27 protein-coding genes are annotated in these 23,940 nt (G+C 46.0%); 14 read left to right on the top strand and 13 right to left on the bottom strand.

What is annotated here, in order from left to right:
* Positions 1-64: 64 nt before the first annotated feature.
* Entirely contained in the window at positions 65-2,431 is a 2,367-nt protein-coding gene (locus tag NC996_RS17945) for a protein phosphatase 2C domain-containing protein (RefSeq protein ID WP_190681948.1), read from the bottom strand.
* A gap of 153 nt (positions 2,432-2,584) precedes the next feature.
* Complete coding sequence (locus NC996_RS17940) at positions 2,585-2,824, bottom strand: DUF6737 family protein (RefSeq protein ID WP_190410864.1); 240 nt, start codon at positions 2,822-2,824, stop codon at positions 2,585-2,587.
* Between the two features lie 356 nt (positions 2,825-3,180).
* On the opposite strand from NC996_RS17940, the gene NC996_RS17935 reads away from it, so the two are divergent.
* The gene (locus NC996_RS17935; RefSeq protein WP_190681945.1) at positions 3,181-3,528 is read left to right on the top strand and encodes a hypothetical protein; all 348 of its coding nucleotides are present in this window, start codon (positions 3,181-3,183) and stop codon (positions 3,526-3,528) included.
* An 85-nt stretch (positions 3,529-3,613) separates the two neighbouring features.
* A complete protein-coding gene (locus tag NC996_RS17930; protein ID WP_190410862.1) occupies positions 3,614-3,886 on the top strand; it encodes a hypothetical protein in 273 nt (90 codons plus the stop codon).
* 79 nt (positions 3,887-3,965) lie between these two features.
* On the opposite strand, the gene NC996_RS17925 is transcribed toward NC996_RS17930, so the two are convergent.
* Both NC996_RS17925 and NC996_RS17920 read right to left on the bottom strand, forming a co-directional pair.
* A complete protein-coding gene (locus NC996_RS17925; protein WP_190410861.1) occupies positions 3,966-4,310 on the bottom strand; it encodes an NAD(P)H-quinone oxidoreductase subunit M in 345 nt (114 codons plus the stop codon).
* A 134-nt stretch (positions 4,311-4,444) separates the two neighbouring features.
* Entirely contained in the window at positions 4,445-4,990 is a 546-nt protein-coding gene (locus NC996_RS17920; protein ID WP_190429652.1) for a 3-isopropylmalate dehydratase, read from the bottom strand.
* Between the two features lie 370 nt (positions 4,991-5,360).
* On the opposite strand from NC996_RS17920, the gene NC996_RS17915 reads away from it, so the two are divergent.
* From NC996_RS17915 to NC996_RS17900, 4 genes are all read left to right on the top strand, one after another.
* Positions 5,361-6,251, top strand: a complete 891-nt coding sequence (locus NC996_RS17915; RefSeq protein WP_190681942.1) for a hypothetical protein — start codon at positions 5,361-5,363, stop codon at positions 6,249-6,251.
* 483 nt (positions 6,252-6,734) lie between these two features.
* Positions 6,735-6,995, top strand: coding sequence for a hypothetical protein (locus NC996_RS17910; RefSeq protein WP_190432645.1), 261 nt, complete (start codon positions 6,735-6,737; stop codon positions 6,993-6,995).
* Between the two features lie 219 nt (positions 6,996-7,214).
* The gene (locus NC996_RS17905) at positions 7,215-9,443 is read left to right on the top strand and encodes a GAF domain-containing protein (protein ID WP_190681939.1); all 2,229 of its coding nucleotides are present in this window, start codon (positions 7,215-7,217) and stop codon (positions 9,441-9,443) included.
* Positions 9,444-9,664: 221 nt separating this feature from the next.
* The gene (locus NC996_RS17900; RefSeq protein ID WP_190681936.1) at positions 9,665-11,347 is read left to right on the top strand and encodes an AarF/ABC1/UbiB kinase family protein; all 1,683 of its coding nucleotides are present in this window, start codon (positions 9,665-9,667) and stop codon (positions 11,345-11,347) included.
* Between the two features lie 254 nt (positions 11,348-11,601).
* On the opposite strand, the gene NC996_RS17895 is transcribed toward NC996_RS17900, so the two are convergent.
* The 5 genes from NC996_RS17895 to NC996_RS17875 all read right to left on the bottom strand — a co-directional run bounded on the left by NC996_RS17895 (position 11,602) and on the right by NC996_RS17875 (position 16,658).
* Positions 11,602-12,837 (bottom strand): hypothetical protein, encoded by a 1,236-nt coding sequence (locus tag NC996_RS17895; protein ID WP_190681933.1) that lies wholly within the window; start codon positions 12,835-12,837, stop codon positions 11,602-11,604.
* 1 nt (position 12,838) lies between these two features.
* Positions 12,839-13,093: a hypothetical protein gene (locus tag NC996_RS17890; protein ID WP_190681930.1), complete on the bottom strand. Its 255-nt coding sequence runs from the start codon at positions 13,091-13,093 to the stop codon at positions 12,839-12,841.
* Between the two features lie 2 nt (positions 13,094-13,095).
* Positions 13,096-14,838: a hypothetical protein gene (locus NC996_RS17885; protein WP_190681928.1), complete on the bottom strand. Its 1,743-nt coding sequence runs from the start codon at positions 14,836-14,838 to the stop codon at positions 13,096-13,098.
* A 246-nt stretch (positions 14,839-15,084) separates the two neighbouring features.
* On the bottom strand, positions 15,085-16,155 hold the full coding sequence (locus NC996_RS17880; RefSeq protein ID WP_190681925.1) for a hypothetical protein: 1,071 nt from the start codon (positions 16,153-16,155) through the stop codon (positions 15,085-15,087).
* A 2-nt stretch (positions 16,156-16,157) separates the two neighbouring features.
* Positions 16,158-16,658 carry a hypothetical protein gene (locus NC996_RS17875; RefSeq protein WP_190681922.1) on the bottom strand — a complete coding sequence of 167 codons (501 nt, stop codon included), beginning with the start codon at positions 16,656-16,658 and terminating at the stop codon, positions 16,158-16,160.
* Positions 16,659-16,670: 12 nt separating this feature from the next.
* Here NC996_RS17875 and NC996_RS17870 point away from each other — a divergent pair, with 12 nt between their 5' ends.
* From NC996_RS17870 to NC996_RS17835, 8 genes are all read left to right on the top strand, one after another.
* Positions 16,671-17,345, top strand: a complete 675-nt coding sequence (locus NC996_RS17870) for a hypothetical protein (protein WP_190681919.1) — start codon at positions 16,671-16,673, stop codon at positions 17,343-17,345.
* Between the two features lie 195 nt (positions 17,346-17,540).
* Positions 17,541-17,909: a hypothetical protein gene (locus NC996_RS17865; RefSeq protein WP_339380269.1), complete on the top strand. Its 369-nt coding sequence runs from the start codon at positions 17,541-17,543 to the stop codon at positions 17,907-17,909.
* 33 nt (positions 17,910-17,942) lie between these two features.
* Positions 17,943-18,506, top strand: coding sequence for a hypothetical protein (locus NC996_RS17860; RefSeq protein WP_190681913.1), 564 nt, complete (start codon positions 17,943-17,945; stop codon positions 18,504-18,506).
* Positions 18,506-18,751 carry a hypothetical protein gene (locus NC996_RS17855; protein WP_190681911.1) on the top strand — a complete coding sequence of 82 codons (246 nt, stop codon included), beginning with the start codon at positions 18,506-18,508 and terminating at the stop codon, positions 18,749-18,751. Before NC996_RS17860 ends, NC996_RS17855 begins: the two co-directional genes overlap by 1 nt.
* The gene (locus NC996_RS17850; RefSeq protein ID WP_190681907.1) at positions 18,752-19,552 is read left to right on the top strand and encodes a hypothetical protein; all 801 of its coding nucleotides are present in this window, start codon (positions 18,752-18,754) and stop codon (positions 19,550-19,552) included.
* 3 nt (positions 19,553-19,555) lie between these two features.
* Positions 19,556-19,732: a hypothetical protein gene (locus NC996_RS17845; RefSeq protein WP_190681904.1), complete on the top strand. Its 177-nt coding sequence runs from the start codon at positions 19,556-19,558 to the stop codon at positions 19,730-19,732.
* A 171-nt stretch (positions 19,733-19,903) separates the two neighbouring features.
* Positions 19,904-20,221, top strand: a complete 318-nt coding sequence (locus tag NC996_RS17840) for a hypothetical protein (RefSeq protein WP_190681900.1) — start codon at positions 19,904-19,906, stop codon at positions 20,219-20,221.
* Positions 20,222-20,231: 10 nt separating this feature from the next.
* Complete coding sequence (locus tag NC996_RS17835) at positions 20,232-21,059, top strand: peptidoglycan-binding protein (RefSeq protein ID WP_190681897.1); 828 nt, start codon at positions 20,232-20,234, stop codon at positions 21,057-21,059.
* Between the two features lie 60 nt (positions 21,060-21,119).
* Here the strand turns inward: NC996_RS17835 and NC996_RS17830 are convergent, their stop codons facing one another.
* The 4 genes from NC996_RS17830 to NC996_RS17815 are packed head-to-tail and all read right to left on the bottom strand — an operon-like array spanning position 21,120 to position 23,910.
* Positions 21,120-21,266, bottom strand: a complete 147-nt coding sequence (locus tag NC996_RS17830) for a hypothetical protein (RefSeq protein ID WP_190681894.1) — start codon at positions 21,264-21,266, stop codon at positions 21,120-21,122.
* Positions 21,267-21,273: 7 nt separating this feature from the next.
* Positions 21,274-22,821, bottom strand: a complete 1,548-nt coding sequence (locus NC996_RS17825; RefSeq protein WP_190681891.1) for a hypothetical protein — start codon at positions 22,819-22,821, stop codon at positions 21,274-21,276.
* Positions 22,821-23,228, bottom strand: coding sequence for a hypothetical protein (locus NC996_RS17820; RefSeq protein WP_190681888.1), 408 nt, complete (start codon positions 23,226-23,228; stop codon positions 22,821-22,823). The genes NC996_RS17825 and NC996_RS17820 overlap by 1 nt, the downstream gene beginning before the upstream one ends.
* Before the next feature lie 16 nt (positions 23,229-23,244).
* A complete protein-coding gene (locus NC996_RS17815) occupies positions 23,245-23,910 on the bottom strand; it encodes a hypothetical protein (protein ID WP_190681886.1) in 666 nt (221 codons plus the stop codon).
* Positions 23,911-23,940 lie beyond the last annotated feature (30 nt).

Genomic DNA, 23,940 nt, shown 5'->3' with positions numbered 1-23,940 from the left:
ACCCAAGAACACCTAACCCTGACAAAAACCGAAGTCCTAACAATTAAAGGCTAGCAACTAATTGCTATTTAGAGGGGGACGAAGTGACGGTAGGTGTTGGAGAAGCAGCCCCAATGGCACATTCGCCCAAATTAGCCGATGTTGGTGCGAAATTTGGATTAATTACAGGTAAAACGTCGGATTCTCGAATCCAGCCAATTTCTCCTGGTTTTATTGGGCGATAGGTCACTTCGGGGACTGCTCTTGGGTTTGGGGTGCCGGAATTAACTTTTTCAGGGGAAAGCTGCGGATTAGATGTAGTGAGCGTTGAGCAAACTTTCACCTGTAGCCAACTGTCAGGGTCTTGATTTCGCTGGATGGAGCTGACTTGCAAAATACTCCCATCGGAAACTAACCCGACTACAGATTGGTTTTGGGGTGCCTGGACACCACGTCGCAGCAAAACAGGAACTTCTTTTCCCTGAACGTTCTTGGTTGTGGAACGGGTGGTTTGGAGCAGCAAGCCAGCCTCTAAAGAGGGCACAGAGGTGGAAGGAGTCACGACAGGTTCTGCCGATGGAGATGAACTGGCGGCGGATAGTTCAGGGCTGGGGCTGGAGGGGGGTGTCAGCCCGATTAGAGGATTAACCTTGTTCTGGACTTCTGGAATCAACCAATAAGCGATCGCTCCGCTGACACCTGCTAACAGAAGCAGCACTAGAAGGAGCGGCAAAGGACTCCTAGTAGTAGACTGCGGTGAAATGATCTTGGTTTTGATTCTGGAAGCAGACGGAGATTGAGAGCGCACCGAAGCCGCTGGAGCCGGAGTTGGAGCTGCGGGTGGAATGGCTCCCATCTGTAGTGCTGTGACCTGTTGCCCAGTTTGAGCTGATGCCACTTGGCAGTAGACCAGGGCTACCGTAACGTTGTCGTGCCCGTTTTTGGTGTTGCCAATTTCAATCAGCCGGGTTCCGGCGGTTGACAAATCAATCTGACCTTCTAGGATTGGCAGAATCTCTGTTTCCCAGTATTGCTCTACTCGGTCATTGTCACTCAGACCATCCGAACAGAGAAGAAAAACACCGTCTTCATCTAGAACAAAGCGCTGTACGGAGGGGTGCAGGGTTGCTGATGAACTCATGCCCAACGCCTGAACGAGAGAGCCAGCGCCGGATTGTTCCACTGCATCCCGGTAGAGGGCGTATCCGAGCCGCACCTCCCGCGAAGCAATATCATCATCTAGGGTGATCTGCCGACACCCGGTGCGAGTAATCCAGTAAGCTCGACTATCTCCCACATGAGTGATATACATTTCATGAGCGTGGGCTAACGCCATCACCAACGTAGTGCCCATGCGTTGACGGTCGAGCCGCTGTTCCGTGTCGTTGCGCTGGCTGATAACATCATTGGCAGCACAGGCAAAGTTTTCCAATTCTAGGGTAAGAGCGGTCGGATTTAAAGGATTGGCTGGATTCCCCAGCAGACTCTGTACTCGTTCTTGGATAGTTGCAATTGCCAGATGGGAGGCGACTTCCCCGCCTTCATGTCCCCCAATACCGTCACAGACTATTGCCAAGGGAAGGGAGGGATTGGTACTGCTTGGACTGGGGGGATAGCAGGCATCCTCATTTTGCCGACGAGTTGGCCCTGTGTCACTGCGGGTAACAATTTGATAGGTGCAAGATTGCGATCGCCCAATGGTTTCCATTGCCTCATCCAACAGCCCCACCAGCTGCTCTGCCGTCTGTACGGCTCCTTGGTTGAGCTGCTGACAAACTTGTTCCAAAAATTTTCCAATGGTTGGGTGTGAAGCGGCGACCCATTTAGACCAGAGTTGACCTAAGTTTTGCAGCGTTACCGGGGAGCTTCGATCCGCCTGCAATATCAATAACCGAAGGATGGAACCTTCTACTCGCAGCAGCGCTGGTGTCAACAAACTCGACCCTACATGATTGATTTGCAGGGGTTCCCACAAATTTGCCATCTGCCATAGCCAAGTCAGTTGGCGCATTGCCGAGGCGTTTTTCCAGACGCTGGTTAGTTCTGGCATGAGGGTGCCTTCCCCGTTCCCGCAGCTGTAAATCGGTACCTGCTCTAGCAGCCAAGTTTCGGCGTTACGCTGCCCTTCTGTTGGTGTCAGAAGTCCGTATAGTTGGGGAACGTGCAGCTGATAGGGAGACAGCTTGAGATACGGCATAAGGCTGTTGGATATCTCCGGCAACATTTCCGGAGACAAAGCCGGTTTGGTATCTAAAATGATGCGATCGCTTTTCAGCAAATATCGCTCAGCAATCAGATCCCCAGCTTTGTAAGCCTCTATCCCTTCACCAACTGCCCACAAGTACCGTTTGAGCAGCGGCGTGCGGCATTTCTGACAAAAGTTATGGCTCTGGGGATTCGGAGCCTGACAATTGAGATTCGAGCAGTAAAGCGTTGCCGCAGAATTGTTCATGAAGGTTATGCGCTCCCATCAGCCTGTTGTGATTTGACTTGCTGTTACCAGAAGCTACTGAGAAAGGTAGCTCTTTCTCAATTCGCCAAATCTGAGCGTTAATCTGGATTGTAGCCTCTGACACTCAATAGATTTGCGATCGGTCAATAAAACTCATTCTTCACTTACAGAATTTTCGGTTTGCTGATAATAACGCCGCATTAGTCGAGGCCAGAGTAGCAAAAAGTATGACATCCACACAAGAATGGGAATCGAGACGCCAGCCGTGATCCAAATTGTTTTGGTTAGTGTCCAAGAGGCAGTGATGACGGTAATAGTCGTCAGCAAAATAGACCAAGGCTGACACCACCAAGGTTTATACGTCCAAGGGCTTTCGGGGTCTTTTTTATACACTAGAGGTAAAAAATAATCAAGTTTCTATTTCCAGAGTTTAGCGGTTAAGGGTCTTCTCGTGCTTGGGAAACTGACACTTCGCGTTAAATTTGAATCAGACTAGGCGATGCTTTTTTAAACGTTGGGTAAAATCACTCCGGCTACCAAATTTCAACCGGGGCAGTTTAACTCCTCTTTCAACTCCTCACGAGTGAGGGGCGAAATCCTCCCCTTTCTGGGTAGAGATGGGGAGTCGAGGGTTTACATTTGTTGTCCTGCTTTGATATCGCATTGTGCCCTTTGCAGGTTCTCCGGTTTCGCCAATCAAGGATTGTTGTTCCAATTTGCTCTGTGTACTGCCACTTTCCCCAATTGCCATGCCCAAGTCCGAAGCTTATACTGCTACAGATCCACCATTTGCAGAGCTTAATTCACCTGCTAGTGCAGAAATTAAGCAATTAATTGACTCTCTAGAGGAGTCTCACCGCCTGCGTTCCAAGATGGTAAATTTGGAAACTTGGGCGCTGGCTGAAACGATGGATCATTTTCTTCCAGGGTTTTGGAGCCGCTTCTTAGAAAATCGCCGCATTGCTCTTAAGCAATTTTTGGAGCAGAAACGAGCGGCTAAATCCCAAGTTGCTGCAAATGCTCAGTCTTTGGATGGTAGCGTTATCAACCCAACTCAGCAAAATTCCCCATCAATGCAGAAACAGACAGAGAGCTGACTTACACCCACAGAAAGAGGCGATCGCACACCCATTTCTCTAATCTAATATTAGTAACATTAAGATTCAAATCTTTAGGAGTTATATGGAAAACCCACCCAAAGATACAACCAATAGAACTACTAATCCGGGCGATAGAATTTCCGATAAACCCGAAACCGTTGAAGAAAAAGCCCAGCAAATTGCGGTAGATGCGCCAGATATTACCGGCGACCATATCGTTGTTCCAACTTACTTTGAAGTGGAAGAGCCGGACGGAGAAAAGAAGGCATTACACCATGTTAAGGATGCCGAGGAAATCTCTGATGTGATTCGCCAAGCTCGCGTTGATGAAAATGGGAATCGGATTTGGCGGTAAATTATCTGTAGTGACCAGTAATTAGTTGTTAGAAAGTTTTCTGATATTAAACTCAACTTTTCTAACAACTAAAAAAGAATTACTCAGCCGATTGAGTGCTAACCTGAGGCAGTCCCATGCTGTAATTGAGAACGCGGCTACTCAGGTTGTAACTAATTTGCCCCTGCTGTAGCAGGCTTCTCAGGAAATGTTCCAAGTCGGAACCGATACGACGCAGATTATATTCTGTTAAATCTGCACCGTTGTAAGCTTCAACCATCTCATCGAATTTGCCATAAACCTGTTGCAGAGCGTCTTCGTTCCAATTAAATTCATTATCTGGATCGACATCTAGGGTCAATACATTGTCACTCTCGACGAGTTCGTTGTTCTTCACTTCAGCGGTATAGATGCGGATGTGGCGGGTTGTACACTTTAGGAGCATAGTCGTCAATAGTTTTTGGCTTACAGACATTAATAACTATTTTAAAGAATTGTAAAAGCGATCGCGCTTAGATTCAAAAGTTTTGAGTGTTGAAAGATTGAACTCAAAATTCAACACTCAGAATATTGCGATCGCTACCGCGTAGGAATCATCCCCGTTTGCCGAGCATAAGCGAAAATTCCCCCTGCATCAATCACTGGGCCTACATCGCCCAATGGCTGGAGAGAATAAGTTTTACCCAAAGTATGGTTAATCAGCTGATTTTGTTCAAAATCAATTGAAACATCCTGTCCCGTTTCAAATTCATCGCACAACCGCTCAGAGGATTCCCAAGGGTAAAGTTCCCCAGTAGCCGCACAATTGCGGAAAAAGATCCGAGCATAAGACTGAGCCACCACCGCTTTAACGCCGCTAGCACCCAAAGCAATCGGTGCATGTTCCCGCGAAGAACCGCAACCAAAGTTTTCCCCAGCAATAATGATGGGATACTGGGTCTTGATTTCTCCAGAAGCCACAAACTTTCCATAACGATCCGGCAATCCAATCAAGGCATAACTGCCCAATTTTTCGTACTCGTCAGGCTTGGAAGGAACCAGAGTCAGGTATTCAGCTGGGATAATTTGATCGGTATCAATGTTGTCATCCAAAACAAAAATTGCGCCGCGAATCAATGCGCCCATGATTCAGTTCCCGGTTTTTCCAATCTTCTGTTTAGCTATTTCACTTTATCATTCAAGAGCGCGACTGGCTGCTCTGCGACAGATAGCATCTCGCGATGGGAGGTGCTTGCGTGCCTCCCAAGCGCCTTAACAAAGCTTCGTAAGCGAATCTTCCGCTCAATGTAGAAAAAATATCTTCTGACAGGGACATCTTGCCACAGCAAGACCCTTGGCAATCGTCTGCGCTGCTTCATGAAACTAAGAGCAAAAAAGGAGCGATCGCAGTTGCCGGTCAATTATACTACTCTGACAGAGTCTCTTAAACAAAAAGACTGATACTCTTAAATAAAAAAAGTCAGGTTGAACTACCGGCATCATTTACTCAAACAAAATGGTTGATCCGATGGATGATATCGCCAAACAAGCTCGCCAGGGGAGCGTGGCGGCGATTATTCAAATACTCAATGACAAGCTGGCAGAGGCTGGTGTCAGAACTAGAGCCATTTTTGCCGATGGTGTCTTGCAGCTTTTGTGTGAGGCAGCTACGCCAGATCAACTCGAACAATCTAGCCTGGTACAGCGCATTCGGCAGATTCTGGAATCAATTTCACCGCGAAATATTCGTCGAGTCAATATCAACAGTCGGATTGTCCGAGAGCAACAATTACTCTGGCTAGAAGAAATTCATCGAGATCCGGAGAGTCAGTTACTTTGGGCTGAAGAAATTACCCTCGCCAAGCCGAATGTTTTTCGACGTTTAGGAGAAGATTTCAAGGAACGGAAACCTGCCAAAAAAAGTCAGCCACCATTCCCCCAACCGTCCTCCCGGTTTGTACGGGAAAAACGCCAATTCTGGCGTGGTATTGTGGGCGGTGCCAGCTTATCGTTACTTTTACTGCTGGTAGGGTGGGCACTTTATGATTGGCTAGGGCCATTTACGATTACTCGGACGCCAGTTTCTGCGCCAAACTCTTCCCCAAAGACGACAGCGCCAGCAACCTCTTCAGCTCCTGTAGCATCAAGCACCCAAACAACTGCATTGCCTTCGTCAGATCCTTTTGCAGACGCGGTGCGACTGGCGGAACAAACGTCAATTGCGGGGAGAAATGCTCAGACTTCTGCTCAGTGGTTGGATTTGGCGGCTAAATGGCAACAAGCTTCCGATTTAATGGCTGCTGTACCCCCCTCTGATAGTCGTTACGGAACGGCTCAGGATCGGGTGGAATCTTATCGGAAAAAGAGTGAAATTGCCCAGCAGGAAGCAAAAAAAAGGCGTTCTTAAACGTCAAACATTGTTGTTCCCTAGGTTGTTCCCTAGAAAAACCGCTGAAAATCACTTCTTTAGTGAGAACCCCGTTTTATTCAAAAAATGAGCTTCTCGTTGCTCCAATGGTTTTTCTGCCGACTACCTGACATTAGACTGGCAAGACTGCGCTAGTGCTACGCCAACCCCTCCTGACTGCTCTTGTTTTAGGGATGAAACGCTTACGGAGGAGGGGGAGAAAAGAAGTTACATCACTGTGATTTAGACCAAGTCTGCCATTGAGCTTGATTTAAGAAAAAGCCAATTTGGCATTCAGGTTTTAGTAGATATTTCAGTGATTTCAATCACAAAAGCCCTAACTGGAAATCACAAGAATCAGGATGTATACATCATAAAGTCATTGCCGACAGGGTCACTTAGACACAAAGATTAGCGTCACCTGATGGCAACTGGATAAATTGGATACTGACCTTGCTGAGCAAGTCGTCTAGGAGGTGCACGATGATTCTAATTCGAGAAGTGGTTCAACAAGCTCTCAGTACTGGTTTTTTGACAGTGGAAGCAGAAGAGCTGCTCCGGGAGATGCTCCAAGGCAAATATGGCTCAGAGGATCTGAAAGCTTTTATGAGCCTACAACAAGCTGCCATGTCTGGTCAGGTGACGCAAGAGTCGCGCGTGCAGCTGGAAGAAAAAATACTGGGGCAGGCTGAGTCGTTGAAACGTTTACCCACAGAGGTACTGGTTACCACTTCTAGAAATTAGGCATTTGAACTGGTAGAAATCTAAAAAATCTGGGAACCCTAGTCTATAGAAGAGTGAGGGTGAAATCTGGTTGCCCCAGTCATGGTTGTAAAAGATTGACAGCGGATTGCTCCCGACAAACGACTGTTTTTATTGCTGCCGTGCCAACGCCTCTCCCTCTATCCAGCAGAGTGTCTTTTAACCCCTGCCTTGATGTCCTCCTAATGAAGCTCGGCTAAGATGAATGATGCACAAGCGGATATGGATGCAGCCACTGCGATCGCAACGCGGATGTCCCAAGAGTTGGTCGCAAAGCGGCACGCTAGCGTTAGTAAAGCGGCTCAGGAAGAGCTGGCGGCTGTCAAAGAGCTGCAAACAGCTGCAACCCTGATGGTAGAGCCTCTCACTTCACCGATGCCCAGTCCAGTTGAACCGGGTTTTATAGAGGAATACAAGGGCGCACTCATGCATTACCCCAGCGATCGCTGCATTCATTTAGGGCAACAGATTACTCAAATCCTTCTGACAAGCTCAGATCCGGAAGCGGTATTACCCAAAATTGCGGAGGTGGTGGGAAGGAGTTTGCAGGCAGATGCTTGTTTTATAAAAGCGATCGCGAGCCATCAGGCGACGCCACAGGCTGCTTTTTGGTACGCAGAGGCATTTTCAGGGTCTAACGGAACATCCAACGTGGCGGAGGCGGGAACCGTTGAGTTTAAGAGCGTGCGTCCTCTGCCCTCGAAAGGATGGATGCAAGAAAATGTCGTGCTAGAAGAGATCCTAAGCGCTCGCCAACCCGTAGCGATTTCGGATACTCAGGCAATTGAAACTGGACGTGCCTGGGAAGATCCGGTACGTGCCGTGCTAGGAATTCAAACCCAATTTCAATCTTCAGCAAATGGGGTGATTATCGTCGGGCGATCGCAACCCGGCGATTGGACAGAGATTGAAAAAGAATTGTTGAAAGCTGTGTCAGACTCAGTTGCGATCGCCATTTCTCAAGTCCAACTCCAGCGACAGGTGCGTATCGCCGCCCAATACCAAATCCTGATCAACCAGCTGACCTTGGCAATTCGAGCAGGCAAAGACGTGAATCAGATTCTCCAACTCGCGCTTGCCGGTACAGCTCAAGCTTTCCAAGTTCACCGTGGCTTTATTCTACTGTTGAAATACGTCGCTCCCCCGTTGAAAAACCGTTCTTTAAAGCAGATTCCTAAAGCGAAAGTTACGGTAGTTTGCGAATGGTCTTCCCAAAGCAACAGCGAACAACCAGCAATTAAAGAAACAACCGCTTCTGTTTTACCTTCTTGGTTAAACCATTCTTTTGCTCTATCGGAGTGTCACTGGTGCCAACAAGTCTTCATGCAGTCGCCTGAGCTATTGGCGATCGCGAATCAAGCGGATCTCGCTACCAGCAACCCAGCAGACACCTCTGCCAGCCAATCCTCCGACCTGTTTAAAGAAGCCATGCCTGCTCTGCTGATGGTTCCTCTGGAAAGCCAAGGTACCGTGTTAGGGTTCCTGGTGCTACAGCATCATCAGCCTCGTTCCTGGCAATCTGAGGAATTAGAGTTAGTAAAATTAGTCAGCGCTCAGGCGAGTACGGCAATCATTCAAACGCAATCATTACGCCAAGTGCAAGCTCTTGTCGAGGAGCGTACCGCCCAGCTGCAAGGCAGTATGGAAGTGCAGGCAAAGTTGTACGAAAAAACTCGCCAACAACTCGATCAGTTGCGGCAACTCAATCAAGTGAAGGATGAATTCATCAGCAACCTGAGCCATGAGTTGAACACACCGCTCACCACGATGAAGCTAGCAATTCGGATGTTACGTCAAGCTGAACAGTCACCCGAAAGTCGTGCTAAGTATCTGCAAATGCTGGATGAGCAGTGTACTCGAGAAATTGATTTGATCGCGGACTTACTCGCTCTCCAGAAACTGGAGTCGAAGAAATCTTCTATTCATCTGCAAAAGATAGACCTCAAGCAGGTTATTCAAGAGTTAGTTGAGCCGTTTGAGCAGAAATGGGTGGATAAAGGATTAACGCTAGCAGTAGAGTTACCCAAGCGATCGCTAATGCTTCAGACTGACACGGATAGCCTCAATCGCATACTGCATGAGCTTTTGACCAATGCTGGCAAATATTCTGAGCCAGATTCTACCGTTCATTTGCGTGCTACTCACGAGATTAATCCGCAAGGGAATCAGATTGTTCTTTACTTGAGCAACAATGGTCCTGGCATCTCGCCAGCAGAAATGGGGTATATCTTTGATAAATTCCGCCGGGGTAAAGGCATCACCGAACAAGCAATTCAAGGCACTGGGTTGGGTCTAGCTCTGGTAAAGTCTTTAGTACAGCACCTCAATGGTGCGATCGCTGTCTCTAGTTGTTCTACTGAAGATACTCACGCTTGCGAAACCTGCTTCACGCTCACCTTGCCTCAGTCTTTTGACAGCACTCAAGTCTGAAGCCAGAAACTAGACAACCAAACGCCAAATCTGAGAATTTATAAGCTGTTGCACGTTTAACTTGCATATTCTGAAAATAGGGGAAAAGTGGTGAATTCCTCTCTTCTGTTCTTGTAGCAGTTCAGACTGGCTTGCTTCGAGATTTCACGGCTTACTAATTCTTGTAAGGGCTTACCTGCCAAGCACCCCGATTCTGACTCCTGACTTTATTAAGGGATGATATGCTCGCAAAAGCTCCACTAAAACCCCTACGTTGGCAACGAACGAAATATACTGCCCTTGCTCGTCAACTAGACATTTTTGGAGCAGCAGCAGAGTGGGTGTTTTATTTATGGTGGGATAATATCTTTAGAAATACTTCCCCTTTACATAAAAAGCGTCGGGCACAGTGGTTAGTTGAAACTTTACTAGATTTAGGTCCCACTTTTATTAAGATTGGGCAGGCATTATCTACCCGCGCAGATTTGCTGCCTCTAGAATATGTAGAAGCGTTGGGGCAGCTACAGGATCGGGTTCCGGAATTTAGTGCCGAGCAAGCAGTCGCGCTGATTGAATTGGAACTTGGTAATTCAATTCATGCTCTGTATCGGGAATTCGATCGTTTTCCGATTGCTGCGGCTAGTTTAGGGCAAGTCCACAAAGCACGGCTGCATACGGGTGAAGATGTCGTTGTCAAAGTACAACGTCCGGGATTAGAAAGGTTATTTAAATTAGATTTTCAAGCTTTGGGTAGGCTTGTCCGTTTTTCGCGGCGCTATCTGCCTTGGACAAGAAAATATGAATTAGAAGCAATTTATAGCGAATTCTTTAATCTTCTTTATCAAGAAATTGATTATATTCAAGAAGGTAAAAATGCCGAACGTTTTGCTGCCAATTTCCTCGGTTATCCCCGGATTCTGATTCCGAAAGTTTACTGGCGTTACACAACCACCAAAATTTTAACTGTAGAATATTTACCTGGAATCAAAGTCAGCGATCGCAAAACTATTGAAGCCTGTGGCTTAGACCCGAAAAGAATCAACCAACTTGGAATCTGTTGTTATTTAAAACAACTCTTACAAGATGGCTTTTTTCAAGCAGATCCTCACCCTGGAAACATGGCAGTGAGCCAGGATGGCAGCTTAATCTTTTATGACTTTGGCATGATGGCAGAACTCAAGTCCATTGCCAAGGATCAAATGATTAGGACATTTTTTGCCGTCCTAAAAAAGGATACAGACGAGGTATTAGATACCTTAATTGATATGGGTTTAGTGGTGCCTGTCGCGGATATGACTCCGGTACGAAGGTTATTAACTTTTATCTTAGATAAATTCACTGAAAAACCAATTGATGTCAAAGCTTTCAGTGAAATGAGTACCGAAGTTTATGCCATGTTTGAGCAGCAACCCTTTCGCTTGCCTGCCCAGATGACGTTTATTTTGAAGGCTTTAACTACACTCGATGGGATCGCTAGGACACTCGATCCTGAATATAATCCAGTAGCAGCGGCTCAACCCTTTATTAAAAGTATCACTGTCTCTCAAGCTAAAGGAAATTTAATCGGCGAACTTGCCCGACAAGCCAAGAATTTTATTGGTTATAAATTGCGACAGCCAAAAGCTTCGGAAATTTTAATCCGGCGCTTAGAAGAACGAATTGAACAGGGAGAGTTACAACTGCGAGTGCGAACCCTTGAAAGCGATCGCATCCTCAAACGGATTAATTTAGCCCTAAAAAGCCTAGTTTATGCCTGTTTAACAGGTTTTACCCTCCTGTCGGCGGCAGTGCTGCTGGCGCTACCTTCCTATAGTAGTTGGGCGATCGCTATTTTTGGTTTATCAGGTCTATGGTTCTTGGTGTTGCTACGCTCTTTATTCAATTTAGGCTTGAAAGAAAAAATAGACAAACTCACTGAAAAATAGCTGTTAGCCGTTCGTTCTTTTCTCATCTAGTAACGATGAGAATTTATTCCCTTAAATTAAAAAGGCAAAAGGCAAGAAAAACTTCTTGCCTTTTGCCTTTTGATACCCCCAGGGGAATTCGAATCACTCGCCTAATCTCCTGTAATGTTCTGTTGGTAAGGTGTCTATTCGCAGGATAGCAGCTCTTGCCTAAAATTTAGCCTAAAACCTCCACGAGACTCACTTGCTGATTTGGCAATTAGAGCAAGGAAGGATTAAGCGGGATTGAATGAGATCGCTACAGTTTGCTGAGGGCCTAAGAGCTGTTGTTGCATGAGTCGCTGTGCTGCCATTTGGCTCTCGATCGTGTTTACAACTACATAACTGGCTTCTAGGCAGGAGTCACTAAAATTTTCTAAAAACTCCTCTGTAAAGTTCCTTAAGTTCGGATCTTTGATTTTTTCAACTCGGTTTTCGATTGCTTGGTTGAATGTAAATGAGGGCCGTCCCGCGTCCCCCCACTTGGTGAAATTGTCTCCTAATGCTAGTTTTAGACTGTTGTAAATTGGGGTATCCGGGCGTTTTAGCCATTTCCTCGCACCCATGAACGACTTCAAAATTACAGCATTCACTAAGCTTTGAAAGGCAGTATTTGCACACTGAGCCACTTGACCCATTAATTCGTCCTTCGCTTCGTCGCCCACTTCGTTCAAGATTGCTTTGGCGACAGCGGGATTAAACGCAAAAGCAGTTGCGCCCGGTAAGGCACCACAGACAAGATAACCAAGGGAACTTCCAAGCAAACCGCCAGTTAACCCGTAAAGACTTTCCATCTGAGATTTTAAAGCCGCCGTTAAATCCTGATCGGAAGCGTTCCAGTTAAAGTTGAATACGTATTGCGTGGTTCTCACGCCTAACCCAAACAAGGCAGGGAGGGATGTAATCACGCCGATTTTGACAAATAAACTGGAAGTCAACCAACCAATCCCCGGACTAACGAGCCGCCACAACCCAGCGGCCCCACGACTAATTCCCGTTAGAGCCAATAGGCCCAAGCCAACTTCCGTAAATTTGTTGGCGGTGCCCTTCGCCGCCAGCCCGATCCGTCTTAAAATCGGATTCCCAGCCTTATCGACTTCGGCCCAAGGGAAAAAGTCGTTCCCTGTAAAGCTTTTGGCGGTGTCAGTCAATCGCTTATCTGCAATCCCTTCTCTCAACCCCTGGCGTAAGTCGTCGAGCGACCCAGATGCTTCTAAATCATCGTTGTCGATGTCAAATTCTGGACTGCCACCGAGCGATCCAGAACCGTCAATATAAGATGCTCCATAACCTTTTTTTGGGTCTTTTCCATAGCTGGGAACGTTCTCAAACGCAATCGGCTCGAATCCTCCAGAAAGAGACGCACCTAACCCTTTATCTAATGATTGGGCGTTGAACTGAGGAAGCGTCCCTTTAAGTGCTGCTGATGTCCGATAACTGATGGAATTATTTTTAGATATTGCTAAAGGCATTTTATTTATTCAACTTACGAATTTTGACTTGTTTTTCCCCTTTCTTTTCGCCTTTTTGACGGACGAACCCTGTTTCAGCATCGTTTAAGAATGCGTCAAAATCTTTCTCTTGAGCTTTTTTAACTCCTTTAGATAATGACCCTTGGATCGGCTTTTTACCAGACAGTACTTCGGCGGCTTCCCCGATTTTATCGGTTTCTCTTAGCATTCGCTGTTTAGTCTTTTCTTGTTGACCGTCCGCTTTGTTTTCAGCCATATCTATACCCGATTACTGAAAGTTGCCCGAATCGCCGCCGCCGCTGTTCTCAAGTCGGTTAAGGCTTCTTGGAAAGAATCCCTCCCCATCCATTCGGCGGAATCCACTTGAGTTTTTGAAGGCTCTAGAAACTTAGAGAAATTCGCCATGTCTTCCTCGGTTGCATCAGCTGGAGGTACACCGATTTGAATTGGAACATCAAAGATTTTTTGCTCGGTGTCGTAGTCCAAGTATTCTTGGATATCTTTAACAACGAGCTGAGTTTTAGCGACTTCAACTTTTACAGCACTTGCTTCTGTAAGTGTTTTTAAGTTGATGTCCATCATCATTCCCTGGGATTGAATCAGGTTGGCAACGAGCAAAATAATTTCCTTTAAAGTCTCTGCAATGTTGGGTAGTACAACGCGGTCGGGTTGGTCTCCTTTCTTGGTGGCGTCACTATCTGCAATCGGAATCACTTGATGAAATTTCCCTAGTACCGCTGCATCCTGTTCGCTTTGCCATGCGATAAATTCCGCAATTGATTTGAGCTTGCGGCGTTTCTTCCCATCAATGAATCCGAAAATCTTTCCCCAAACTCCGGATTTTTCCGGGTTGATGACCGTTGCTGGTACATCAATCGGAAACGCTTCGATTCCGAGTATTTGATTAGCTACTTCCGCTCGTTGAGTGGCAAGCTTAACCGCATCAAATAAAGTTTCTTTTTTGACCGTCTTTTTCTGCCTTCCCGGTTTATTGGGGTCTTCATCAAATAAAACCACTGATTGAGGTTCCCCTATCTTTTTCAATAGGAGTCTTAATAAGCGTTTAACTTCTTCTAGATCGCGGTCGTTCTTGTCTTGGTTGGGGTTAGATGGACAACATCCCATACAATCACATTTTCTTTTGGGTGGAGGTGGAGGTGGTGTTGGTGATGGCTTTTTCCCGTTCCCGGACGGCTGCCCATCCGGTCGGGTATCGGGACAAAATATATTAGCTTCAGATTCAAGAGTAAGTAAGCCATTTTGGGAAATATAAGTAGCTACATGACCCTGAAAAAATGGCATTCTTGGATCTGTGACGGAAGAGTAAGTATTGCATCCCGCTAAATCTGAAGCGGCTTTATTCGCTCCTAAAGCGATAGTTATTGTTTCCTCTTCCCCTTGCGCGTAAATAATTTCATCGTCGAATCCTTCCGCTTCAATAATTGCGTAAAAATTAATTCCTCTATCGACTAAATCTTCACTGATTGTTACCTCATAAGTAGTATAAAAAAGACCTAAAATTTTTCCTCTAAACATCATTCCGAAAGTTGTGTTCGGTTGATATCCTCCGTATACAGTTGATCCGCTTCTCCCTAAATAATCAAATTGAGCGTGAAAAACTACAAAGTATTCTTGAGGACATTGCCCGCTTCCTCTTTCTGGTGTCCATGCCCATCCCGCATTAGGCGGTAAATCATCAAGCAATACGGGAGGGGGCGGTGACTGATTATTTGAAGGTTTTTCCTGCCTGCACTTAGGATCTATCGCAATAATTTCCACTGGAGGAAGTTTCACAAAACCTAGAACAGGCGTAACCTTAATTCCTTTAGCACACTCATTAAAAACAATTTCCGGCTTTAAGGCTACAGGTCTTTTACTAAAAGGTTGTCCACCACAAAGCGGCGAATCCGGATATCGGGCACAGTCACCTGGATCTGCTGGTTCGTCCGGCGTAATATAAAAAGGCGTATTAGGAATTTGTCTAAGATGTTCGTAAACCATCTCAATCCCTCACGTATAAGGTATCGATTTGGCGGCCTGGAGATTCTTCTTTAAAAGAGCGAATAATCAGCGATCGCTCCCAGCGGGTACGTCCTGTTACTGATCGAGCTGGATAGAAAAAAACTCCTCTAGCTGAGGCTTCCGGTTTTAAATGGCGTCGTTCAAAATTTGCGTGGTCAAGTTGCCTGCATTCGTAGGGTGCGTACTCTTCCCTGTAGATTCCTTTTTGAAAGCGGTTAATGTCAATCATTTATCTTTAACGATTCTTAAAGTCGTTGGAGTGGTGGCGGCGGCAAGTCTTAAGGCAGTAGATCCCGAAAAGTTTACCCCTACACGACTTCTAACAGTATCCCCAACGTTTAAAAATATAGTTATCTGTCCGCTTAAGTAAGAAACAACCGTTGAGCCGGTATAAAGTATTCTTTGAAAAACTAAAACAGTAGAATTAACGATAATGGATATTGAGTGATCGCCGGCTGTAACTGTTCCCGCAGAACTCGCTAGATGAACATTAAAGCTAAAAGTATAGGTTCCCGCTTCCGGACAAGTAAACGTCAACCCGTCCCAAGCATTAAGCAAGTCTAGAACTTCACTTGTGTAACTAATTTCGGTTCCAGTTCCATTAACGAGAGTCAAATCGGTATCACGGCGGGCAACCACTACAGGAACCGACAAAGCAAGTAGAGAGCGAATTTGGGCGGCGGTTTCTTTCTCTAGCAAGCTTAAACCAAAATCTTTTAGATTTAAAGCTGCAATCTTTTCTAGGTTGTCCGAAGTGTTCACAACCTTGACTTCCTTGACTAAGTTTGCATAAATTAAAACCGTATCCTGAGCAGTTAAAAACCCGAAAGTTACATCCTGAATTTGTACGCCTATTTTTGCAACTTCTCCTAGTTCTATGGCTAAACCTTCCGTAAAGAAGGCCATAAGGTCGGCCTCATAGTAGGGGAGGTCACCCCGATTTAACAAACTCACAATCCCTTTACGTTTCCAGTTTAATCCGTCCGTTTGCAAAAGTAGGTTTAAATGTTTTCGAGGCGACTTCCATTCTAAGTTTCTTAAAGCGGTATTAATTTCGAGGTTGGTCGCTAACTCGTTAAACTTTGGAATTTCAACCTCTTTAATCGAGTTAATATCAATTGTCGCCTTGAATGCTTTCAGGTAACGATTGATTGAAACATGATAACCAGCCTCACGATAGGCGTTTTCCCTTGCGGTTGGCGTCGTATCGTATAAAGAAACAATGTTTTGTGAATCCGTTGGAAGTAAATCTCTATTAATAACTATTGTTTCTGTGTAGGTGAAATTCTCAAGCATTTTTATACTAGATAGGGAACTGCTGTATAAATCGGTCTTCCATCGGTTGATACGGAAGGGATTATCGGAATTTCAATGGAACCTCCGAAAACTTTCGGGTTGATATCATAACTGCCCGTAATCCTATCGGCGGCGGTTGGATTCTTAAGGGCATCTGCCTCTAAGTCTTGACCGTATAAGATAACTTCGCTTAAGTAAGCGGCAAAGTTTGCCGACTTAAAGGTTCCCCCAGTTCCAGGCGTAAACGTTACCCCGGTTAAATAGTCTGGAACTGTGATTAAATTGCCGCCCGTCTCGTTCGTTTCTCGGTTAACTGGAAGCGAGAAATTACATCTAAATAAAGTATCGGTAAACGTGAAACCTTGAATATAATTAAATTTTTGAGGATTCCTTGCGGGAATCAACTCTTGATTCTTTGCAAAGGTTATGATTTCTAATAGATGGGCTTCAAAATTAGTCTGTTTGATTGTGCCACCTGTGCCGGGAGTAATACTAATAGCCATAGGGTAAAAATTATGAGTGATGAGATTATTTTAAGTGGTTCCGAGGAAACTTTAAAGCCAGTTATTACACTTCTTATTGGAATAAATCAAATGCTACAAAAAAACGGAGGAAACGAATTTATTTCTACGAATAGCGCAGTTAAAAGAAGACATAAGCCTCAAATAAATTTGTTTTTTCAAGAAGAAGGAGTAAAAGATTCCTATCGTCGTTCAAAAGGCCATATAGGGTTCCGTATCATGAATAAAGAGAGCGAATCCATTACCAATCAAGAATTAAAAGCAGTCGCGTCTATTATTAAAAGAAAATTTGCTGGTGGAGGCGGATTTGTTTGGAATAAAGGAAAAATTATGTGTTCCTACAGTGATTGGGATTTAGGATATCAACTTCAGTTACTTTGCCAGTCCGAAGCCGAAGGAAAACGGGTAATCGAGCAAGTTTTAGATATTAGAGGTCATTCACCAGAATGGGAAAATATGACTATTAACAGGAATGCAGCCCCAGAAAAAGCCTTTCCTAACACAAAAAGAAAGAGAATTATTTTAGGAAAGTCTGTCGATGCCCCTAATCGCAGACCTGTTGTAAAAGTTAAGTTCCAGTACGCGACGCTCACTTTACACGGTCTAGTTAATCCCATCTGTCTTGTGGATCGGTCAAATCGCTTCTCTAATCCAATAGAGCGGGGATAGCTCCTTACTGACTATCCAGTAAAAATGCTGCAAGTGTTTCTAATTATAGTGGTAATCATTCTCTCAAAGGTTAACCTTTGAGGCTTTTCTTTTATTTCCCTAAAACCTTTGCTGTGTAAGGATTTTCACGGATTGACGAGAACGATTATTCAATGGCATCTTTAAGGCATCCTTTAAATCAAATTTGGACAGGATATGGCTGACCTTTCTTTTGAAACCTTGGAATCACAAAATGAAGTCCCACAAGGAAGCTTTATTGTTGCAAATGGTAAAGTTTTACTAGATATTGGTGCTTTTATCGGTCGCCCGGTTGCCGCCCTAAGCGAATCGGCAGTAGTGGATTTGGTCTATCAATTAATCAAAGTTGGTGCAGCGGCCCAAACTGCGATTAATGCTGGAGATGGTCAACCTCTTCCCCCTGGAGAGCGATTAGCCGCCTTTGCTGCCCCTGCAATCCAACCGCCTCGGACAAGTCCCGATGGGCAGCTCTACGCGCTGGCAACTGGCAGCGTTACCGCTGTTCTCCCGATCCAAGTCGGGGCCGCTCAAGCTCCGAAGCAATAAGCAGAGGGGATTATTAATTAGGGATTAAAAGAAATGGGAAGACGATTTTCACGGCTAGACTATGCCACAAGAGTTTTGAAGGCAACTGGCGGAGCTATCGATAATTACAAGGCTTTCAAAGCAGGCACTGCGGATTACGACGTTGAGGGACAAAAAAGGAACGGTACGGTTCGGATTGGCGTTCGCCCCTTTGGGATTTTAGTTGCCTCTCCCGCAGCGCCTACTATTTATCCTTCCAGTTTGAGCGGGCGAGCTGATGGGCAGATTACAGCAAACGGACTAAGCAAACTGACTCTTTCGCATCGCGACGCCGATGATGTAAATGCTTCGGGAGCGGGTTTTAATTCGGCGAAAATTATTGTTCAAGTAGCCGCAGGCGCAACTACTTCAAAAATTAGCCAAATTACAAAGCTTTCTTACGACAAAACTCCGACCGAATCCTATACCATTCCATTCGGGGCAGTTGATGCGGATGCCGCAACTGAGGGGGTTTACGAAGCTTTTCAGCGATTAGCTGGACAGGTCGCTGCGGTCGCGCCGGCTGCCGGTACTTCTCGTCGCGTGAGTTTTCGACCGGAGAGATTCAGACAGAGATAATGATGCAGATCCAGGAATCTCAAATTGAGAGCGCTTGTGCTTTGAGTACGATAATCATTCCCAATTCAGGGATTGATTTAGAGCGGGAATTCCGCAAAGTGTTTGAAGTCAATCAAGCGCTTTCTCTCTTCCTGGCAGGTGAAATGGATATGGAAACTTATTTGGATATCTGCGAATTTTGGGAGCAAGATATGGATCGATACTTGCTTGTTGCCGATGCCAATTTGCAACTACTGGGTTTTTAAATGGCGTGGGTCAGTCTGGGAAATCATTTATTTTCTGTGCTGCCGACCAGTAACGATTGGCAGATGTTGAGCGAAGCGATTAACCCTTTCGAGGCGGTAACGGTTCGCTCTAAGATTGCCTCGGTTGTTACCAAGAATGTTGAAGACCGGATAATTTACCCGGAAGTCTACGGGCTGCTTGCAGATATCTATTATTACGCTTCGGCTCCTGCTGATTTTTGGGTGGGAGGAATGAGCCGCTTCAGCGTGATCGCATCCGCTAGCGAACTGCACCCTTTTCCGGTCGTTGGGGGTACGACTGTCGCCAGCACGGAGCAAGACCCCAACACCCGCCGCTTGAAGCAATACGATTTACCTGGCGGCTTTCACTATCTGCGAGCGACCGAGCCGGATGCGACGGCAACTTACAGACCAGACGATAATTTGATTCGGCGGATTGGATATAAAGCGATTCCCAAAAAGAAGGGCACTTCTGGAGGATATTTCCAGGCCTGGCTTTATGGGGACAAAAATCTGGATTTTTCGGCTGAGCTATTTATTTTCTCGCTGGATGCACTCGTCAATGTTCCGAGTATCGCCCCGCCGCCGCCGCCCAATCCACCTTCAGCCAGTGCGAATCTTACTAAAGAGCAGCGCTCTGTTTATCTGGCGCTGTCCACGGATTACCGGACACTGGACACAATTCTTACTTATTTAGAAATGCCTTCCGGTCAGGTACTTGGTATTTTATTTGAGCTTGAATTATTAGGACTTGTTGAACAAGAACCGATGAGCGGGCGCTATCGAATCACGGGACTTTAGTATGTGGGAAGAGTTGGGAAAAAATCGAAGCGGGGTAAAGGGGAAATATACGATGAAGCAAAATCAGAGCAGCTTTCAATTCGTCTAACCCCGACAGCTAAAAGGCTTTTAAAAGACAAAGCATTAAAAAAAGGAATATCGATTCAAGAATTAATAGAAAGATATTCCCGCGAAATTTAGGTAGTCTAGCGGGCGTCTATGCCAGCTAGCGCACATCTTTTTTACTGCTTTAATCTCTGTAGTTTTCCATTTCTAAACCTTACAAAGAAGATTGATTGAAGCGCAAGCAATCTGAGCGGAAATCCAAAAAAACCATCGCATACTGAAATCATAAAGACTCAGTATGCAGCCATGAATTCTATAAATACTTCTACGGTTTTAGTTGCCAATTCTGCGATGCCTTCTTTCTCGCCTCCGGTTCCGTCAGCGGGTTTGGTGGAGTGGTCGGTACTCTCAGTCCTAGCGGTTTATCTAGTGAAAGAAGGTTGGAAGTATTTCTCCACCTCAGAGCAGAAAGACCGGGACGCAGATCGCCAACTTCTACAGACTTTGATTGAAGACTTGCGAGACGCTAAAAAAAGCCAGAGTGACGCTCATCTTGCTGCTCTCTCAGGGTTGCGAGACGAACTCCGAGAAATCAAGGCATCAGTAACGAAACATTCTATCTAAGGTGATTCTTGTGAAAACAGTAGGCCAGTATTCTGACTGCTCGACCGCTGGTGTCCGCGCTTTGGATCTACAACTAATTCGCCAGATTGAAAGAATTAGCCCTGGCCTACTGGTTGATATTTCCCATTTGATGGTTCAGTGTGGCCCTGGCGTTCATGCCTATCTCCAGGCCCCCGCTGTCGCCCCTTTGAGAAAAGCGATCGCTGCCCGTGGCAGAAAGATGGTTGTAAATTCTGCCTATCGCACCATCGTCCAACAGTTCATTTTGTACTTGCATTGTCAAGAGGGACGCTGTGGGATAACAGCCGCTGCCCAGCCTGGGAAATCAAATCACAATACCGGCTTAGCTCTGGATATTGAAGATGCAGCCGGTTGGCGTCCGTATCTAGAGAAGTTTGGCTGGGATTGGATCGGGTCTTTTGACCCGATGCACTTTGACTATCGCGGCTCTGGCTGTAAAAACTTGTCGTGGTTGGCAACCAAAGCCTTCCAGCAGCTTTGGAATTACAACAATCCAGAGCAACGAATTATTGAAGATGGTTGCTGGGGGAAGCAGACGAAACACGTTTTGAAGCTCGTCTCAGTTGATGGCTTCGATTCGGTTCCAGGTTTTGAAAAGGGAGAAAAGTTACCCGACCTCCCTCGAATTCCCGAAAGTTTAAGAGCCGGTGATAGGGGGGAGCAGGTTGCCCAATTACAGAAGAAATTAGGCATTCCATCAGACGGCGTTTTTGGATTAGGAACAAAGATAGCGGTTAAGAGTTTCCAGTTTGATCGCGGTTTGACTGCTGATGGAATTGTCGGGGTACAGACTTGGCAATTAATTAATGAGCAATAAAAAAGCCCTTGTGAGTACAAGGGCTTTGAGAACCGACTCGGCCTTTGGGATTTTACATGGTTAACCTTCCGGGTTCTCTCCATCTGCCCAGAAAATTAATCCTCTTGTGTCCAGCTCGTCCAAACTAGCGGCATTGATTTCTTCCACGAATAAATCTGGGAGTGATCGCATAATTAGGCGAATCAATTCTGCAATAAGTTTATTCATTCTGTTTTCAGGTTAGTTCTGCCTCGTTGAGTATCTGTTCCAACCTTTCCTTTGCTGCTTTGTATTTCTCGCTCCCCCCTTTTTTCACTCCCCAGACACGTTCGATGATGACATCTTTTGCTATTCCAGAACGCCTGAACGCTACTACCGAACCTCTCACCCAAGGCTCAATATCTGGGTTTAGAGGGTCTGCTATTTGCGCGGGTTCCGTGGGTTCTGGATTGCTGGAACCCACGTTCATTAGGCGTTCTAGGCGTTCTACGTCATTAGGTTCGCCAGGGTTCTGACTGGGTTCTGGAACGTTCTCATTTTGTTGTTGAACGTTCTCCGAACCAGGGACATTTTCTTTCTGTGGCTGGAATAATTTCCACACATACTCTGGTCGAATCCATTCCGGCTTGATGGTAATTTCTTGACCTTCAATCGTTTCACCGTTGGCAGTTTTGATGCCGGAGATGCGCCCTCTAAATAAAGGTTTATTGTCCGAATCGCTGTATAGCTCAATCTGAATTAAACCTCTATTTTTAGCTTTGCTAATTCCTTCGCCCCCTCCTAGTGCTTGCAAAGTGTTGTCATGCGCTATCAGGATAGGTGCTTCCGCTGCTTTGCGCGGGTCGGTGAGTACCTTTCTAATGAATAAAGACGCTGGTTCTTTACACTCGTCATATTGGTTGTAGTTAGTCACTTCATCCCAAATCGAGGTGATCCACTGGTCTTTTAGAGTGCGAGTGGAGAAGCGTTCGTACATGGCCTCTAGCGCTTCACCAACCTGGGCGTAGTTGTGATTGCTGCCATAGCCGACGACCGCCAACTTCACGAGGTACTTCCAAGCGTCGGTTTTATTTTGGTGAAAATGTGGATCTGCAATGCCAACGATTTTGTGACAGTGCAAGTAGTAACGCACCAGGGCAAGGAAGGCAGCGAAGTAGGATTTAAAGCTGCCCATATCGCCGTAGATGAGAATCGGTTTTTTCATCAGCTGCTCAATCCATCCCCCCTCGTGTTCCTGGATTAGCTTAATTAATTTTTCGCGGGGGCTTGGTTGCTGGGGCTGGACTGGTTGAGGGATTGGAGCGGCTTGGGTGTCTGGAGTAATCGCCTCTGACACAACTTCAGCTTCCATTGGCTCCTGGTACGGTGCCAACACAGCGTAGGATTGTTCAGCCGCTTGGATCATCGTTTGCTGGTTAAAGCTTTCAAGTTCTGCCTGTGCTTGCAGCTTCAGCTTTTGCAGGTTTAATCCGTCCCAGATTCCCTGATATTTTTGGTGTTTGGATTCGATGCAAGAGAGCGATCGCGCTAAACTCATAGACGCCCCAAACCCAGCAACGGCAACTAATGCCCCGCATAACTTCCAACCCGCAGCGCCAGGGGTGCGCTTTACTTGGCTAGCACTTTGATTAACTTGTATCCAGTCTGGAACCGTTCGCGGTTCGCATCCGGTAGCAGTCGGGTGACAGTATTCAATCTTCCCGTCGAAGTGTCCAGCCGTCGCCACTGACGATCCGACGATGCCAACGGCGAACGCTCCAAGCATGGCTAATTTAGGATTCATCAGCGGCCTCTCCCCATAAATACAGATAAGCCAACGGCAAACACACCTAGAATTACGCCGATCCAAATTAGCGGATTCACCATTGCAATCAGATTGACAAGGGCATCCCAAAAACCGGCAATGGTTGAGAACGCGATCGCAAGTCCGATCACCGCTCCTTCCCGCCTATCTCCCCTGATTGCGATCGCAATGTAACCGGCTGCGATTCCCAGTAGCAGGCCGTAGGCAATTAGCATCCCTGGAATTAATCGGGATAGCAGCGCCAGGGCTAAGCCGCCACTAAAATACAATCCAAACTCTGATAGATTCCCCGTCGCTTTATAGAAGCGAATTTGATTCGTTTCCGGGGTTTCATCCTCAAAAAAATCAGCCTCGTGGTGAGGCTGATGATTATTAAAATTCAGCATCAGCTTTCACCTTGAATTAACGACCTCTAAACCAATCACCAACACCTTGCCAGAATCCCTTTTTTTGAGAGCGGGAACCGTTAGTGATTAAGTCTTTGCGCTCCTCTTTCTCTTTCCTCACTTGTTCAGATAAAGCTTCCCGTCGTTCCATTTGGGGAATCTTTTCTTGAATGCGATTTACAGCGCTTTGGTGGCGACGTGCCACAATTTGCAACGCTGTCTGAAAGTCCATTCGTTCCAAAGTTAGGGCGCTTCGTCCTTCTGCATCCAACAACCGGACGCCGTTAGCGGCTTTCTCTCCCATCATTCGGATGTGCTGCTGGTAGCCTTTCCCAGCGAGAAACACGTTTAGAATCTGCTGGTCAATTTTCTTGGCACCGGCAGCGGCGTCCTTTTGGACTTCTGCTACGAATTGCTCGTATTTCACCTGCCCGTCAATCAAGGTTTTGAAGTGTTTCTCTAGAATGGGTAACACTTCAATTAACCGATCCATTGCAGCGGCTCGATCCGCATATTCGGCTAGCTGCTGGTCTGTCATGTTTGGGAGTTCGGCAAGGTCAATCCCAAAGTAGTTTTTAGTTAGTCCGACGAGGTTTTTATCAAGGGCGTGTACCTTGTGAATCCCTGACTTTTTGCCCTCGTATTTAACAATCGCAGTGCTTTTAGACGATCCAAATTCCATGACTAATCCTTAAATAGCGAAGTGCGATCG

The organism is Trichocoleus sp. ST-U2 (assembly GCF_039961875.1).
GTDB lineage: Bacteria > Cyanobacteriota > Cyanobacteriia > Cyanobacteriales > FACHB-T130 > FACHB-T130.
Note: the sequence above shows the minus strand (reverse complement) of the source record. Positions and strands in the feature narration are given on the sequence as shown.